This is a genomic window from Aeromonas sp. FDAARGOS 1406 (genome assembly GCF_019048565.1).
Lineage (GTDB): Bacteria > Pseudomonadota > Gammaproteobacteria > Enterobacterales > Aeromonadaceae > Aeromonas > Aeromonas caviae.
Genome location: NZ_CP077378.1, coordinates 3,364,009 through 3,377,321, shown reverse-complemented (window position 1 = coordinate 3,377,321; position 13,313 = coordinate 3,364,009). Strand labels below are relative to the sequence as shown.

At 59.1% G+C, this 13,313-nt stretch carries 14 protein-coding genes; 1 reads left to right on the top strand and 13 read right to left on the bottom strand.

Annotation, left to right across the window (positions count from 1 at the left end; translation table 11 throughout):
• Positions 1-2 precede the first annotated feature (2 nt).
• The 7 genes from I6L36_RS16045 to murJ form a co-directional block, all read right to left on the bottom strand.
• Complete coding sequence (locus I6L36_RS16045) at positions 3-407, bottom strand: type IV pilin protein (protein WP_102949170.1); 405 nt, start codon at positions 405-407, stop codon at positions 3-5.
• A gap of 110 nt (positions 408-517) precedes the next feature.
• Positions 518-1,453 carry a 4-hydroxy-3-methylbut-2-enyl diphosphate reductase gene (gene ispH / locus I6L36_RS16040; RefSeq protein ID WP_039039990.1) on the bottom strand — a complete coding sequence of 312 codons (936 nt, stop codon included), beginning with the start codon at positions 1,451-1,453 and terminating at the stop codon, positions 518-520.
• Entirely contained in the window at positions 1,453-1,905 is a 453-nt protein-coding gene (gene fkpB / locus I6L36_RS16035) for an FKBP-type peptidyl-prolyl cis-trans isomerase (RefSeq protein ID WP_041210958.1), read from the bottom strand. Before fkpB ends, ispH begins: the two co-directional genes overlap by 1 nt.
• Positions 1,902-2,405: a signal peptidase II gene (gene lspA / locus I6L36_RS16030; RefSeq protein WP_010673100.1), complete on the bottom strand. Its 504-nt coding sequence runs from the start codon at positions 2,403-2,405 to the stop codon at positions 1,902-1,904. Before lspA ends, fkpB begins: the two co-directional genes overlap by 4 nt.
• Positions 2,405-5,266 (bottom strand): isoleucine--tRNA ligase, encoded by a 2,862-nt coding sequence (ileS, locus tag I6L36_RS16025; protein WP_109111802.1) that lies wholly within the window; start codon positions 5,264-5,266, stop codon positions 2,405-2,407. The genes lspA and ileS overlap by 1 nt, the downstream gene beginning before the upstream one ends.
• Positions 5,266-6,240: a bifunctional riboflavin kinase/FAD synthetase gene (gene ribF, locus I6L36_RS16020; RefSeq protein ID WP_109111803.1), complete on the bottom strand. Its 975-nt coding sequence runs from the start codon at positions 6,238-6,240 to the stop codon at positions 5,266-5,268. The genes ileS and ribF overlap by 1 nt, the downstream gene beginning before the upstream one ends.
• Positions 6,241-6,447: 207 nt before the next feature.
• Complete coding sequence (gene murJ, locus I6L36_RS16015; protein ID WP_109111804.1) at positions 6,448-8,010, bottom strand: murein biosynthesis integral membrane protein MurJ; 1,563 nt, start codon at positions 8,008-8,010, stop codon at positions 6,448-6,450.
• 191 nt (positions 8,011-8,201) lie between these two features.
• Between murJ and rpsT the strand changes: the two genes are divergently transcribed.
• The gene (rpsT, locus tag I6L36_RS16010) at positions 8,202-8,465 is read left to right on the top strand and encodes a 30S ribosomal protein S20 (protein WP_005308808.1); all 264 of its coding nucleotides are present in this window, start codon (positions 8,202-8,204) and stop codon (positions 8,463-8,465) included.
• Positions 8,466-8,513: 48 nt separating this feature from the next.
• Here the strand turns inward: rpsT and I6L36_RS16005 are convergent, their stop codons facing one another.
• The 6 genes from I6L36_RS16005 to lgt form a co-directional block, all read right to left on the bottom strand.
• Entirely contained in the window at positions 8,514-8,816 is a 303-nt protein-coding gene (locus tag I6L36_RS16005) for a metalloregulator ArsR/SmtB family transcription factor (RefSeq protein WP_029313781.1), read from the bottom strand.
• A 48-nt stretch (positions 8,817-8,864) separates the two neighbouring features.
• A complete protein-coding gene (gene nhaR, locus I6L36_RS16000; RefSeq protein ID WP_010673095.1) occupies positions 8,865-9,797 on the bottom strand; it encodes a transcriptional activator NhaR in 933 nt (310 codons plus the stop codon).
• Positions 9,784-10,164 carry a hypothetical protein gene (locus I6L36_RS15995; protein WP_174213872.1) on the bottom strand — a complete coding sequence of 127 codons (381 nt, stop codon included), beginning with the start codon at positions 10,162-10,164 and terminating at the stop codon, positions 9,784-9,786. The genes nhaR and I6L36_RS15995 overlap by 14 nt, the downstream gene beginning before the upstream one ends.
• A 20-nt stretch (positions 10,165-10,184) precedes the next feature.
• Positions 10,185-11,375, bottom strand: coding sequence for a Na+/H+ antiporter NhaA (gene nhaA, locus I6L36_RS15990; protein WP_103261680.1), 1,191 nt, complete (start codon positions 11,373-11,375; stop codon positions 10,185-10,187).
• A gap of 279 nt (positions 11,376-11,654) precedes the next feature.
• Entirely contained in the window at positions 11,655-12,449 is a 795-nt protein-coding gene (gene thyA / locus I6L36_RS15985; RefSeq protein ID WP_042014892.1) for a thymidylate synthase, read from the bottom strand.
• Positions 12,449-13,273: a prolipoprotein diacylglyceryl transferase gene (gene lgt, locus I6L36_RS15980; RefSeq protein ID WP_109111806.1), complete on the bottom strand. Its 825-nt coding sequence runs from the start codon at positions 13,271-13,273 to the stop codon at positions 12,449-12,451. Before lgt ends, thyA begins: the two co-directional genes overlap by 1 nt.
• Positions 13,274-13,313: the final 40 nt, after the last annotated feature.

Genomic DNA, 13,313 nt, shown 5'->3' with positions numbered 1-13,313 from the left:
GGCTATTCCCAACAGCTATTGCTAGCTGCACCAGAGGCACTTTTGACGCCCAACTGATTAATCGAAAACACCGTGCAATCGGTATCTTTGGCTTGGGCCGTCGCCGCGCCAGCACTGGCTGACAAGGTGTAGGTGTTGCCTGATACGGCAATGGATAATTGATACAGGCCATTTTCAGATGCACTACTGATACCAAGAGCAGCAGCAGAGGATGCATACTGATTGAAATCCATAAAATAGGTTTCTTGCCGATTGGCTGCATTGAGCAGCATGCTCTTGGCTTCGACACGATGACTGGTCAGCACATATTGCTGATAGGAGGGATAAGCGATGGTGCCAAGAATCGCCACGATGGCGACGACAATCATCAATTCAATGAGAGAAAAGCCTCGATAGAACCCAATCATATCCCATCCTTGGTGACTGGCGGTTCGTATAGTCTAATGCCGGATAGGTCGCAACGACAAATCCGGCATCAGGAACATAACTCTTTATTCTCAGGCCATCCTGGCCACATTCAAATAATTCTAAGCTCGGGCGGCACTTCAAACACCACATTCTCTTCCCGGCCAGGATGCTCGGTCACTATCTTGCCTCCCAGCTCGCGCAGACGGGCAATGACATTCTGAACAAGCACATCGGGGGCTGACGCACCCGCCGTGACACCGATACGGGCAACCCCGTCCAGCCATTGCGGCTCAATCATGGAGGCATCGTCGATGAGGTAGGCCTTGGCACCCACCTTCTCGGCCAGCTCCCGCAGACGGTTGGAGTTGGAAGAGTTGCGCGACCCCACCACCAGCATGGCGTCCACCAGCCCGGCCATCTCCCGCACGGCATCCTGGCGGTTCTGGGTGGCATAGCAGATGTCATCCTTGCGCGGCCCCTGGATCTTGGGGAAGTGCGCACGCAACGCATCGATGACATCCGAGGTCTCGTCCACGCTCAGGGTGGTCTGGGTGACGAAACAGAGATCGTCCGGGTTCTTCACTTTGAGTTTGGCCACGTCTTCCGGTGTCTCCACCAGATACATGCCCCCCTCACTGTTCTCGTACTGTCCCATGGTGCCGATCACCTCGGGGTGGCCGGCATGGCCGATGAGCACGGCTTCGGAGCCCTTGCGACTGGCGCGATGGACCTCCATGTGCACCTTGGTCACCAGCGGACAGGTGGCATCGAACACCTTGAGGGCGCGGGATTTGGCCATCTCGCGCACGACCTTGGCGACACCGTGAGCAGAGAAGATGACGATGCTGTCATCCGGCACCTCATCCAGCTCCTCCACAAAGACGGCGCCCGCCTCCTTGAGCTTGTTCACCACGTAGCGGTTGTGCACCACCTCATGGCGGACATAGATGGGGGCACCGAACTTCTCCAGCGCGCTCTCGACGATGCTGATGGCCCGGTCGACACCGGCACAGAAGCCACGGGGGTTAGCCAGCAGAATATCCATCAGTGCACCTTCTCCTCGTCATCAACTCCCAGGATCTCCACCTCGAAGGTGACGGTGTGACCGGCCAGGGGGTGGTTGAAATCGACCGTGACCGACATCCCTTCCACCGCCCGGATGATCCCGGGCAGTTCGCTGCCGTTGGGCTGGTCAAACAGAATGATGGTACCCACCTTGGGCTCAACTTCGTTACCGAATTTGGCGCGATCGAGATGGTAGATGTTGTCAGGATTGGAAAGGCCGAACGCCTCTTCCGGCGCCAGGGTAAAGCTCTTGCTCTCCCCTTCGCGCAGCCCCAGCAGGCATTGCTCGAAGCTCGGCGTCAGGCTGCCGTCTCCCATCCGCAGACGGGCAGGCTTGCCGTGCAGCGCCGTGCTGTCGGCCACCGAGCCATCTTCCAGTTTGATAGAGAAATGGAACAGCACGCTGCTGTCCGCAGCAATCAGCTGGCTCATGAGGTCGCGTCCTGTTTTTTCTCGCCACGGAAGCCGTCCAGCACGATCATGGCGGCACCGATGAAGATGAAGCTGTCAGCCAGGTTGAACGCCGGCCAATGGGCGCGCTGCCAATAGAAGTCGAGGAAGTCGACCACATGGCCCAGCACCAGCCGGTCAAACACGTTGCCGAGCGCCCCGCCGATGATCAGGCTGTAGGCGATACCGCTCCAGCGCTGGGTGACCGACTGCTTGCGCAGCCAGTGGATCAGCAGGCCGCAGATGGCGAACGCCAGCACGGCGAAGAACCAGCGCTGCCAGCCCCCCTGATCTGCCAGGAAGCTGAAAGCAGCGCCCTTGTTGTAGACGTGGACCAGGTTGAAGAAGGGGGTGATCTCCACCCCCGGGTAGCCAAATGGCAGCAGTTTGACCACGGCGAGCTTGCTCGCCTGGTCCAGTACGAAGGCCAGCACCGCCAGCCACAGCCAACGCAGGCCGCTTTTATGTTGAGTCATGTTCATCAGGCAAATTGACGCGTTTCGCCGTCACCCTCGACGTTGGTGACGCAGCGGCCACAGATCTCTTCGTGACCCGCGATGGTACCCACGTCCTCTACATGGTGCCAGCAGCGGTCGCACTTGGCGGCGGCAGACTGGGCAACGCAGAGCCACAGGTCATCGCGCTCAGTTGCCACTGCCTCTGCCGGTGCAGCATCGACGCTGACCACCTTGGCCTTGGAGGTGAGCAGCACGAAGCGCAGCTCATCGGCCAGGGCGTTCAGACGCGCGGCCAGCTCCGGCTTGGCGAACAGGGTCAGCTCGGCCTGCAGAGAACCGCCGATGCGCTTCTCGCCACGGGCCACTTCCAGCGCCTTGTTCACTTCACCGCGCACGGTGAGGATCTCGGCCCAGAACTCGTCGTTCAGCACTTCGCCCGCTTCCAGCCCGAACAGGCCGTCGTACCACTCCTCGGTGAACACGAACTCGCCGCGCTCGCCCGGCAGCAGGGCCCAGATCTCGTCGGCGGTGAAGCTCATGATCGGCGCCATCCAGCGCACCATGGCCTCGGCGATGTGATAGAGGGCGGTCTGGCAGGAGCGACGGGCCAGGCTGTCAGCCTTGGCGGTGTACTGACGATCCTTGATGACGTCCAGGTAGAAGGAACCCATCTCGATGGAGCAGAACTGCATCAGCTTCTGGGTCACGCCGTGGAAGTTGTACTCATCGAACGCGGCAACGATCTCGGCCTGTACCGCTTTGGCACGGCCCACGGCCCAGCGATCCACCACCACCATGTCGGCAGGCGCCACCATGTCGGTCGCCGGATTGAAACCGTTCAGGTTGGCCAGCAGGAAACGGGCAGTGTTGCGGATACGACGATAGGCGTCGGCGGAGCGCTTGAGGATCTCGTCGGAGACGGTCATCTCACCGGTGTAGTCAGTGCTCGCTACCCACAGACGCAGGATGTCGGCACCCAGCTTGTTCATCACGTCCTGAGGGCTTACCACGTTGCCGATGGACTTGGACATCTTGCGGCCCTGACCATCCACGGTGAAGCCGTGAGTCAGCACCTGGTTGTAGGGTGCCTTGTCCTTCATGGCGACGCCGATCATCAGGGAGGACATGAACCAGCCACGGTGCTGGTCAGAGCCTTCCAGATACATGTCGGCCGGCTTGCCGTTGAACTCGGGACGGGCGTCGACCACGGAGGCGTGGGTAGAACCGGAGTCAAACCAGACGTCCAGGGTGTCGGGCACCTTCTCATAGTTGTCGGCATCAGCGCCCAGCAGCTCGGCCTTGTCCAGATCCCACCAGGCCTGGATGCCGGACTGCTCGACCCGCTTGGCCACCTCTTCCATCAGGCGCACGGAATCCGGGTGCAGCGCCTGGGTATCCTTGTGAACGAACAGGGAGATGGGCACGCCCCAGGTACGCTGACGGGAAATACACCAGTCGGGACGGTTCTCGACCATCGCCTGGATGCGATTCTTGCCCCAGGCCGGGACCCAGCCGCTCTGGCCGTGTTCGGCAATGCCCTGAGTCTCGATACGCTCGATCTCTTCCAGGGCGCGCTGCCGAAGACCCTTCTGCTCCATGCTGATGAACCACTGGGGGGTGGCACGGAAGATGATCGGGGTCTTGTGACGCCAGCAATGCGGGTAGGAGTGGTTGAATACCTTGTGATGCAGCAGTGCGCCGCGCTCGGTCAGCACCTCGACCACGGCCGCATTGGCCTTAAACACGTGCTGGCCGGCAAACAGTTCGGTATCCGGCAGATAGACGCCGTTGCTGCCAACCGGGTTGGCCACTTCCAGACCGTACTTCTGACCGACCACGAAGTCTTCCTGACCGTGACCAGGGGCGGTGTGCACCGCGCCGGTACCGGCATCCAGAGTGACGTGGTCACCCAGCACCATAGGTACGTCGAAGCTGTAGAAGGGGTGGTTGAAGCGCAGCAGCTCGAGTGCGGCACCCTTGGCGTAACCCAGGTTGTGGAAGTGCTCGATGCCTGCGCGATCCATCACATCCTTCACCAGCTCAGCGGCCAGGATCAGACGCTCGGGATTGTCGCCCTCAACCTGCACCAGCGCGTAGTCGAGATCGGCATGCATGGCGATGGCGCGGTTGGCCGGCAGGGTCCACGGGGTAGTGGTCCAGATCACGGCAGAGAGCGCGCCCTTGCCGGTGTGGCCTTCGGCGCAATCAAACTTGGCGACAACGGCAGCCTCGTCGACGGCCTTGAAGCGCACGTCGATGGAGGGGGAGTTCTTGTCGTAGTACTCCACTTCCGCTTCAGCCAGCGCGGAGCCGCAATCGGTACACCAGTGCACCGGCTTGGAGCCTTTGTGCAGGTGGCCGTTTTCAACGATCTTGGCCATGGAACGGATGATGTTGGCTTCGGTCCCAAAATCCATGGTCAGGTAGGGGTGTTCCCAGTCACCCAGCACGCCCAGACGGATGAAGTCGGTCTTCTGCGCTTCGATCTGGGTTTTGGCGTATTTGCGGCACTCGGCGCGGAACTCGGCGGCGGAAACCTTCTCGCCCGGCTTGCCGACCATGCCTTCCACTTTCAGCTCGATGGGCAGACCGTGGCAATCCCAGCCCGGCACATAGGGGGAATCGAAGCCAGAGAGGCCCTTGGACTTGATGATGATGTCTTTGAGGATCTTGTTGACCGAATGACCGATGTGAATGCTGCCGTTCGCATAGGGGGGGCCATCGTGCAGAATGAAAGAAGGCTTACCCGCTTTGGCGCGGCGAATGGCGCCGTAAAGATCCTGATCGTACCAACGTTTCAACATGTTGGGTTCGCGTTTGGCCAGATCGCCACGCATCGGAAACTCGGTTTCCGGCAGATTCAGGGTGTGTTTATAGTCGCTCATCAGTCCTGGGTTCCCTTCTTTTCTAAAAGAGTGCTGGGTAAATGAAATTGTGGCAGCCCGAACCAGGCTCGGGCCGCCAGGGCATCTCGTTCGATCTGCTCTTTCAAGGCGGTGAAAGAGTCAAATTTCTGCTCTTCGCGCAGCTTGTGGCGAAGCAGCACCTTGACCTGCTGACCATATAGATCACCAGAAAAATAAAATAGATGTACTTCCAATCTGGCTTGTGTACCGCTCAAGGTCGGACGTACACCCACATTGGCGACACCGGGGAAAGTCTTGCCGGAACATATCACTTCCACCGCAAACACGCCACCGACCGGGACAACCTGGCGTTTGAGGGCCAGATTCGCGGTGGGAAAACCTATGGTGCGCCCCAGCTTGTCGCCATGGGCCACCCGGCCGCTGATGGCATAGGGGCGACCGAGCATCAGCTCCACCTCCGCCATGCGACCCGCTTTGAGGGCCTCGCGCACCAGGGTACTGCTGACCCGCTGGCGGGAAAGCTGGAAACTCTGGGTGCTGATCACCTCGAACCCGAAGCGCCGACCGGCCTCCTCCAGCAGGTGGAAGTCCCCTTCCCGCCCCTTGCCGAAGCGAAAATCGTCGCCGACCACCAGATAGTGCACGCCGAGTTTCTCCACCAGCAGTTGCTCGATGAAGGTGCTGGCTGCCTGCTCGGCAAAACGATGGGTGAAACGCACGCAGAGCATGCGATCGATCTGCATTCCCTTGAGGGCTTCGTACTTCTCCCGCCAGCGGCTGAGGCGGGCGGGCGCGGCACTGCCCGCAAACAGCTCCAGCGGCTGGGGTTCGAACAACATGACGCAGGCCGGCAGGCCAAGTTGGGCGGCCTTCTCCTGCAAACGGGCCAACACCGCATGGTGCCCCTGATGAACCCCATCGAAGTTGCCTATGGTCAATACACAGCCCCGGTGACGGGGCTTGATATTGTGAATGCCGCGAATAAGCTCCATCAGTGCCTTGTGCGTTGCTGCCATGGAAATCGGCGGATTATATATCAGGCAGCAGGCAGGGTCAGCCCTGCCGTTGACCCGATTTAGCCATCCCGCCCGCTTCTCGGACTCTGCCAGGAGCATCGCACCTCGTTGGCGGGCCAACCCGACAGCCCCTGAGACCGCCCCCATCGACCCTGTACTGTCCCCTCCCTTGCAGCTGGCTCCTTATTGCTGACCGGCTCTCAGGTGCCGTGGCCGGATCCCCAATGCCAAGAGGACAATGCCATACAGCGCTCCGCCCAGGCAGAGCAGCAGGGTTAACTCCAGGCTGGCCTTGCCCATGCTCCAGGCCCCCCATTGGGCGAGATCCGGTGACAGATAGGCCAGAAGCCCCCCCATCAAGACCGTTGCCGCCAAGAGCTTGAGGCAGAACAGCCCGGTGTTGCGGGAAGGGCGATAGACATCCTGCTGATAGAGCCCCTTGAACAGCAGTGCGGCGTTCAGCGTGCCGGAGCAGGCGGTCGCCAGCGCCAGCCCGACGTAGCCGAGCGGATAGATGAAAATGAGGTTGCACACCATGTTGGCTACCATGGCCATGATGCCGATACGCACCGGCGTCCTGGTGTCCTGGCGGGCGTAATAACCGGGGGCCAGCACCTTGATGAGCATCAAGGAGAGCAGCCCCGTGGTGGAGGCCAGCAGGCTCGCACTGGACATGTTCACCTCGTGCAGACCGAACTCACCGCGCATGAAAAGTACCCGCAGTATGGGCTCGCGCAGCACGGCGATGCCGACCATGGCTGGCAAGCCGAGCAGCATCACCATGCGTACCCCCCAATCCATGGTGCGAGAGAAATCAGCCGGATCCGCATCCACGTGTTTTCTGGCCAGGGCAGGCAGGATCACCGTGCTGATGGCCACCGCAAAGAGACCGAGGGGAAACTCCAGCAACCTGTCCGAGTAATAGAGATAGCTGATGGCACCGGTAGCCAGGAACGACGCCAGCATGGTGTTGATCAGCAGGTTGATCTGGCTGACCGAGACGCCGAACAGGGCCGGGATCATCAGGGTACGGATCTTAACCACCCCGGGATGGTGCCAACCCCACTTGGGCCAGACCAGCATGTTGAGCTGGCGCAGAAAAGGATACTGGAACAAAAACTGGACCAGACCGCCGAGGAAGACACCGATCGCCAGGGAGATTTCGGGGCGCTCCATCAAGGGCGCGATCCACCAGGCCGCCGCAATCATGGTGATGTTGAGGAATACCGGCGTGAAGGAGGACACGGCAAAACGGCCAAAGGTATTGAGAATGGCCCCCGCCATGGCGGTGAAGGTGATGAACCAGAGGTAGGGGAAGGTGATCTTGAGCATCAGACTGGCCAGCTCGAACTTCTCCGCCGCCGGTCCGCCATGCAGCCAATCCCAGAACCAGCCCCAGCCAAAGAGAGCCGTCAGGACACCGGAACCCAGCACCCCGAGCAGGGTGACAACGGTGACGATGCCACCCAGGGTGCCCGCCACCGCCGCCAGCAGCTCCCGAACCGCCTGCTCGTCACCGTTTTTCTTGTACTCCGTCATCACGGGCACGAAGGCCTGGTTGAATGCCCCTTCGGCAAAGAGCCGGCGCAAGAAGTTGGGAATGCGATTGGCGAAGAAGAAGACGTCTGCGGCCACCCCGGCACCGAGCAAATTGGCGATGACCACATCGCGCACCAAGCCCATCACACGGGATGCCAACGTCATTCCGGACACAATCATGCCGGATTTGATCAATTTCTTACTCAAGACGAGGCCTCTGGAACTGTCGGAAAGAAAAGAATGCTGTTAGAATCGGCCGACAGTTTAACCGTCTCCCATCTGACACACCACCGGGGGGCGGTGTTTATTTGCACAAATCATTTGACAATATGTGGTTGGGAAGGCATATTTCCGGGCCTTTTCAATACACTCGCTAAGACAGTTTTAGGAGTTTTACCTTGGCTAACATCAAATCTGCTAAGAAGCGTGCTCTTCAGTCAGAGAAACGTCGTCAGCACAACGCCAGCCGTCGTTCCATGACCCGTACCTACCTGAAGAAAGTGATCGCTGCCATCGCCTCTGGTGACAAGGCTGCTGCCACTGCCGCTTTCGCTGTTGCTCAGCCGATCATGGATCGTATGGCGACCAAAGGCCTGATCCACAAGAACAAAGCTGCTCGTCACAAGAGCCGCCTGTCTGCCCAGATCAAAGCCATGGCTTAATCAGCATCCGCTGATGAAAGCTGAAAAAACCGGCCTAGTGCCGGTTTTTTATTTGGGGTCGCTACAGTACAGTCTGTGCAACAGTCCGATCATCTCACGCACTTCATGGCTGCGCAGGGAATAATAGACCGTCTGGGCTTCCTTCCTCGTCGCCACCAGCTCATCCCGGCGCAACACCGCCAGATGCTGCGACATGGCTGACTGGCTCAATCCCAATACCTCGTTCAGCTCGCCGACCGACAGCTCCCTATCCAGCAACTGGCACAAGATAAACAGCCGCCGTTCATTGGCCAATGCCTTGAGCAGGGTGACGGCACGCCCGGCATTCGCTTCCATTTCTTCCAATTGCATCTCACCCTCCTCTTCCAAGACAGGCATCATAGCGCCGTCACCGTAGATTTAAAACGAGAGGCTTGCTGGCTGAATGGCCGTGAAATCCTCCTGCCCGGCAAAGAGGAAGGAGAAATCACTCTCGCATACTCGCTTGACCGCAGGATGTTGGATCATCCGCTCGGCAAAGATGACGTAATACTCCTCCATCAGATCCTGGGTTTCACCTAGCAGCATCACCTCCTCCCCCTCCAGGATCTCTTCTCGATAGATGGTCGGAGCCATGAAGATGCCCTGGTTGAAGAAACCGAACGCCTTCATCAGCGCCGCATCGTCGAATTCTCCCAGAATGCTGGGGGAAATTCCCTGCTGCTCGAACCACTGGGTCAGTTGACGACCCATGGCGGTGCGACGGCCCGGGATGAGCAGCTTGCGCTCTTCCAGGCAAGCAGGGAAAGGCTGGGAGGGCAGAGGCGCCTTACAGAAGAAACTGACGCCGCATCCCCCCAGACGCTTGGACAGCAACCCGGCATGCTGGCTGGAGTCTACCGGGCAATCAGAGAGGATCATGTCGAGCTTGTGCTCGCTCAACTGCTCCAGGAGCAGTTCATGGGTCGACTCGAAGCAGCGCAGGTGAATGGAACCGTCATTGGGGATCACGGAGAGCAGTACCCGGCTGGCAAGACGCTTGGAGAGTGCATCGGCGATGCCGACGTCGAACAGGATCTGGCTCTCCTTGCGGTAATTGACGATATCCAGCATCTCGTAGGAGAGGCTGAACATCTTGTCCGCATAGCGAAACACCAGTTGGCCAAGCTCGGTGGCCTCAAGGGAGCGCCCCTTTCTGATCAGCAACTTGCCGCCAAGACGCTGCTCAAGCAGTTTGATCTGACCGGTCACGGTCTGTGGGGTCAAAAAGAGGGCTTCCGCCGCCTGCGTGACGGAGCCCTTCTTCTGAGTCATCCAAAAATAGTAGAGATGGTTGTAGTTAAGGTGTGACATCCGATGGGGTTCCCGCGCCAGGCGGGCTCCGGTAGCAGCTGAGTTCAACCGCCAGAATGTCATACATGTCGCTGATCGAGTCAACCTTGTTCGCGTCGAACTGTGCCTGCAGATGGGCCTTGAGACGACCGGCATCCGGCATTCGCTCGGTGCAGTAGCGCTTGTTGGACAGCTTGACTCGCTCGCCGGCACGACTGCTCAGTGCCCGTTCGGCGAAGGTCTCTCCGAACCGGGCTTTTACCTGAGAGTCCCCCAGCATGAGTGCGCTGTCGACCACCCCGTTGAGATAGGCAGAACAACTTGCAGAGGTGGCATCCCGCTGACAATCGACCAGGCCATTTGCCCAGAGTGCAGGGCTCGCCAGCATGACTAACCATCCTAGTTTTCTCATAACCCCTCCGTACTTTGATTCGCCTCCCGATTGGGCAGCGATATCCGCAGTGCGATGTAACCGATCACAGCCGCGAGTGTGGAACCTGCCAGGATCCCGAGGCGCGAGTAGCTGCCGTAGTCCAGTCCGCCATGCTCGAATGCCAGCGATGCGATAAACATCGACATGGTAAAGCCGATGCCACACAGAATGCTGACGGCAAAGATCTGTCTGAAGTTCACTCCTTGCGGCAGTTGGGCAATGCCTGATTTCACTGCCAGCCAGCTGATGGTGAAAATCCCGAGCGGCTTGCCGACGAAGAGCCCCAGGATGATCCCCATGGGGAGCGGATTGAGCAGAGCCGAGAAGTAGATCCCCTCCAGCGATACCCCGGCGTTGGCGAAAGCGAACAGTGGCAGGATCAGGAAGGCGCTCCAGGGGTGCAGCACATGCTCCAGATGCTTGAGTGGCGATGCGTAACGCTTGCCGTTGAGGGGGATCATGAAGCCCACGATGACCCCCGCCAGGGTCGCATGGACACCGGACTTGAGCACGGCAACCCAGAGCACCAGGCCAACCAGCATATAGAGTCCAATCCTGTCCTCACCACGGCGATTCATCCAGAGCAAGGTCAGGGTGGCCACCACACCTATCGCCAGCGCAGTCAGCGACAGTTGCTGGGTGTAGAAGAGGGCAATGATGATGATGACCCCCAGATCGTCCATGATAGCCAGCGCCAGCAAGAAGACCTTGAGGCTGGTCGGTACCCGCTTGCCCAGCAGCGCCATGACCCCGAGAGCGAAGGCGATGTCGGTGGCGGCCGGAATCGCCCAGCCAGCACGGGTAGCCTCGTCTCCGTAGTTGAAGAAGCTATAGATGAGGGCCGGTGCCAACATCCCCCCCACGGCAGCAATGGCCGGGAAGGTTGCCTGCACCCGGGAGGAAAGCGCCCCCTCCAGCATCTCTCGCTTCACCTCGAGACCCACCAGCAGGAAGAAGATCGCCATGAAGCCATCGTTGATCCAGAGCAGCAGCGGCTTGTTGATGTCGAGCGCCGCGATGCGAACCTGCACCTCGGTATTGAGGAAGCCCTGATAGTGTTGCGCCAGCGCCGAATTGGCCAGGCCGATGGCAAGCAGGGCGGCCAGGATCAGAATGATCCCGGAAGCGGACTCCAGTTTGAGAAAACGCTTGAATACATCGCTCATATCTAACTACCCATAAAATTGCATCTTTTCAGTCTAGGGCCAGAGTAGCTCAATGAAAAATCGTTTCTAACGGCTGATAACAACGAAAAAACCGAAAGCAAAACAGATAATGCCTGCTATAAGCAGGTTATTTCCCCTTTTCAGGAGCCATCTCTCCACCCGGAATGTTGCATATTAATTCACATAAAATGCAAAAAGGCACCCGAGGGTGCCTCTAACAGCTGAGTGTCGATTCATCGTCACCTGGGAGACGATACTCGCCCCAGGCTCATTATCTACTCAAATAGCGACAGGCGCCTTGATCCCAGGATGGGGATCATAGCCCTGGATCTCGAAATCCTCGAATCTGTAATCGAAGATGGAGTCAGGTTTGCGCTTGATCACCAGTTGCGGCAAGGGGCGCGGCTCGCGGGTGAGTTGCAGTGCCGTCTGCTCCATGTGGTTGGAGTAGAGGTGCACGTCACCGCCGGTCCAGACAAAGTCCCCCACTTCCAGATCGCACTGCTGCGCCATCATGTGGGTCAGCAGCGCATAGCTGGCAATGTTGAACGGCAGGCCAAGGAAAACATCACAACTACGCTGGTAGAGCTGGCAGGAGAGCTTGCCATCCGCCACATAGAACTGGAAGAAGGCGTGGCAGGGTGCCAACGCCATTTTGTCCAGCTCGCCTACGTTCCAGGCGGAGACGATGATGCGGCGGGAATCCGGGTTGTGCTGGATGTCGTCCACCGCCTTCTGGATCTGGTCGATGACAGACCCATCGGCCGCCGGCCAGGAGCGCCACTGGGCACCATAGACAGGCCCCAGATCACCGTGCTCGTCGGCCCACTCGTCCCAGATGCTGACACCGTGCTCTTTCAGATAGGCGGTGTTGGTATCGCCGTTGAGGAACCAGAGCAGCTCGTGAATGATGGAGCGCAGGTGGCACTTCTTGGTGGTCACCAGCGGGAATCCTTCCGCCAGATTGAAGCGCATCTGATGACCGAACAGGGAGACGGTCCCGGTGCCGGTGCGATCGGATTTGACGGTCCCTTCATCCAGAATTTTCTGCATCAGATCGAGATAGGCACGCATTACTTCGCCTCCTTGGGTGCATTGCCGAACAGACGGGGCTGTTTGTAGGCGGCCCAGACCATGAGGCACCCCGCCACTATCATCGGGGTAGAGAGGATCTGACCCATGCTGATCTCGTTGAAGTAGAGACCCAGCTGACTGTCTGGTTGACGAACAAACTCCACCAGGAAGCGGAACAGACCGTAGAAGAGCAGGAACATCCCGGAAATGGCGCCACGGGGTGGGTGCTTGCGCCAGAACAGGTTCAGGATGATGAAGAGCACCACCCCTTCCAGCGCGAACTGGTAAAGCTGGGACGGGTGACGCGGCTCGGGGCCCGCCTCGGGGAAGATGATGGCCCAGGGGACATCGGTCACCCGACCCCACAGCTCGCCGTTCATGAAGTTGCCGATGCGGCCAACACCGAGGCCAAACGGAATCAGCGGCGCCACGAAATCCGCCACGGTGAAGAAGTGGCGCTGGGTTTTGTGGGCAAACCAGATCATGGCGGTGATCACCCCGATGAGGCCACCGTGGAACGACATGCCACCGGTCCATATCTTGAACAGATAGGTCGGGTCGGCGAGGAAGAGATCGAAGTTGTAGAACAGCACATAGCCGATACGGCCACCCAGGATCACCCCAAGGAAGCCATAAAACAGCAGGTCGGATACCTCGTTGCGGGTCCAGCCGCTGTTGGGTGCATCGGCACGGCGACCAGCCAGCCACATGGCGAAGGCAAAACCGAACAGGTACATGAGACCATACCAGCGTACCGATAATGGTCCCAAACTGAATGCTACGGGATCAATCTGCGAGAAAACCCAATATCCGTCGTGCTGCATAGGCGGCCCCAATCATAAGAAAAGCCGCATTCTCCGATCA

Coding starts and splice junctions, on each gene's coding strand:
- I6L36_RS16045 (WP_102949170.1), bottom strand. CDS start 407: ATGATTGGGTTCTATCGAGGCTTTTCTCTCATTGAATTGATGATTGTC.
- ispH (WP_039039990.1), bottom strand. CDS start 1,453: ATGGATATTCTGCTGGCTAACCCCCGTGGCTTCTGTGCCGGTGTCGAC.
- lspA (WP_010673100.1), bottom strand. CDS start 2,405: ATGAACATGACTCAACATAAAAGCGGCCTGCGTTGGCTGTGGCTGGCG.
- thyA (WP_042014892.1), bottom strand. CDS start 12,449: ATGCGTGCCTATCTCGATCTGATGCAGAAAATTCTGGATGAAGGGACC.
- lgt (WP_109111806.1), bottom strand. CDS start 13,273: ATGCAGCACGACGGATATTGGGTTTTCTCGCAGATTGATCCCGTAGCA.
- ribF (WP_109111803.1), bottom strand. CDS start 6,240: ATGGAGCTTATTCGCGGCATTCACAATATCAAGCCCCGTCACCGGGGC.
- I6L36_RS15995 (WP_174213872.1), bottom strand. CDS start 10,164: ATGCTGGCGAGCCCTGCACTCTGGGCAAATGGCCTGGTCGATTGTCAG.
- fkpB (WP_041210958.1), bottom strand. CDS start 1,905: ATGAGCCAGCTGATTGCTGCGGACAGCAGCGTGCTGTTCCATTTCTCT.
- nhaR (WP_010673095.1), bottom strand. CDS start 9,797: ATGTCACACCTTAACTACAACCATCTCTACTATTTTTGGATGACTCAG.
- nhaA (WP_103261680.1), bottom strand. CDS start 11,375: ATGAGCGATGTATTCAAGCGTTTTCTCAAACTGGAGTCCGCTTCCGGG.
- ileS (WP_109111802.1), bottom strand. CDS start 5,266: ATGAGCGACTATAAACACACCCTGAATCTGCCGGAAACCGAGTTTCCG.
- I6L36_RS16005 (WP_029313781.1), bottom strand. CDS start 8,816: ATGCAATTGGAAGAAATGGAAGCGAATGCCGGGCGTGCCGTCACCCTG.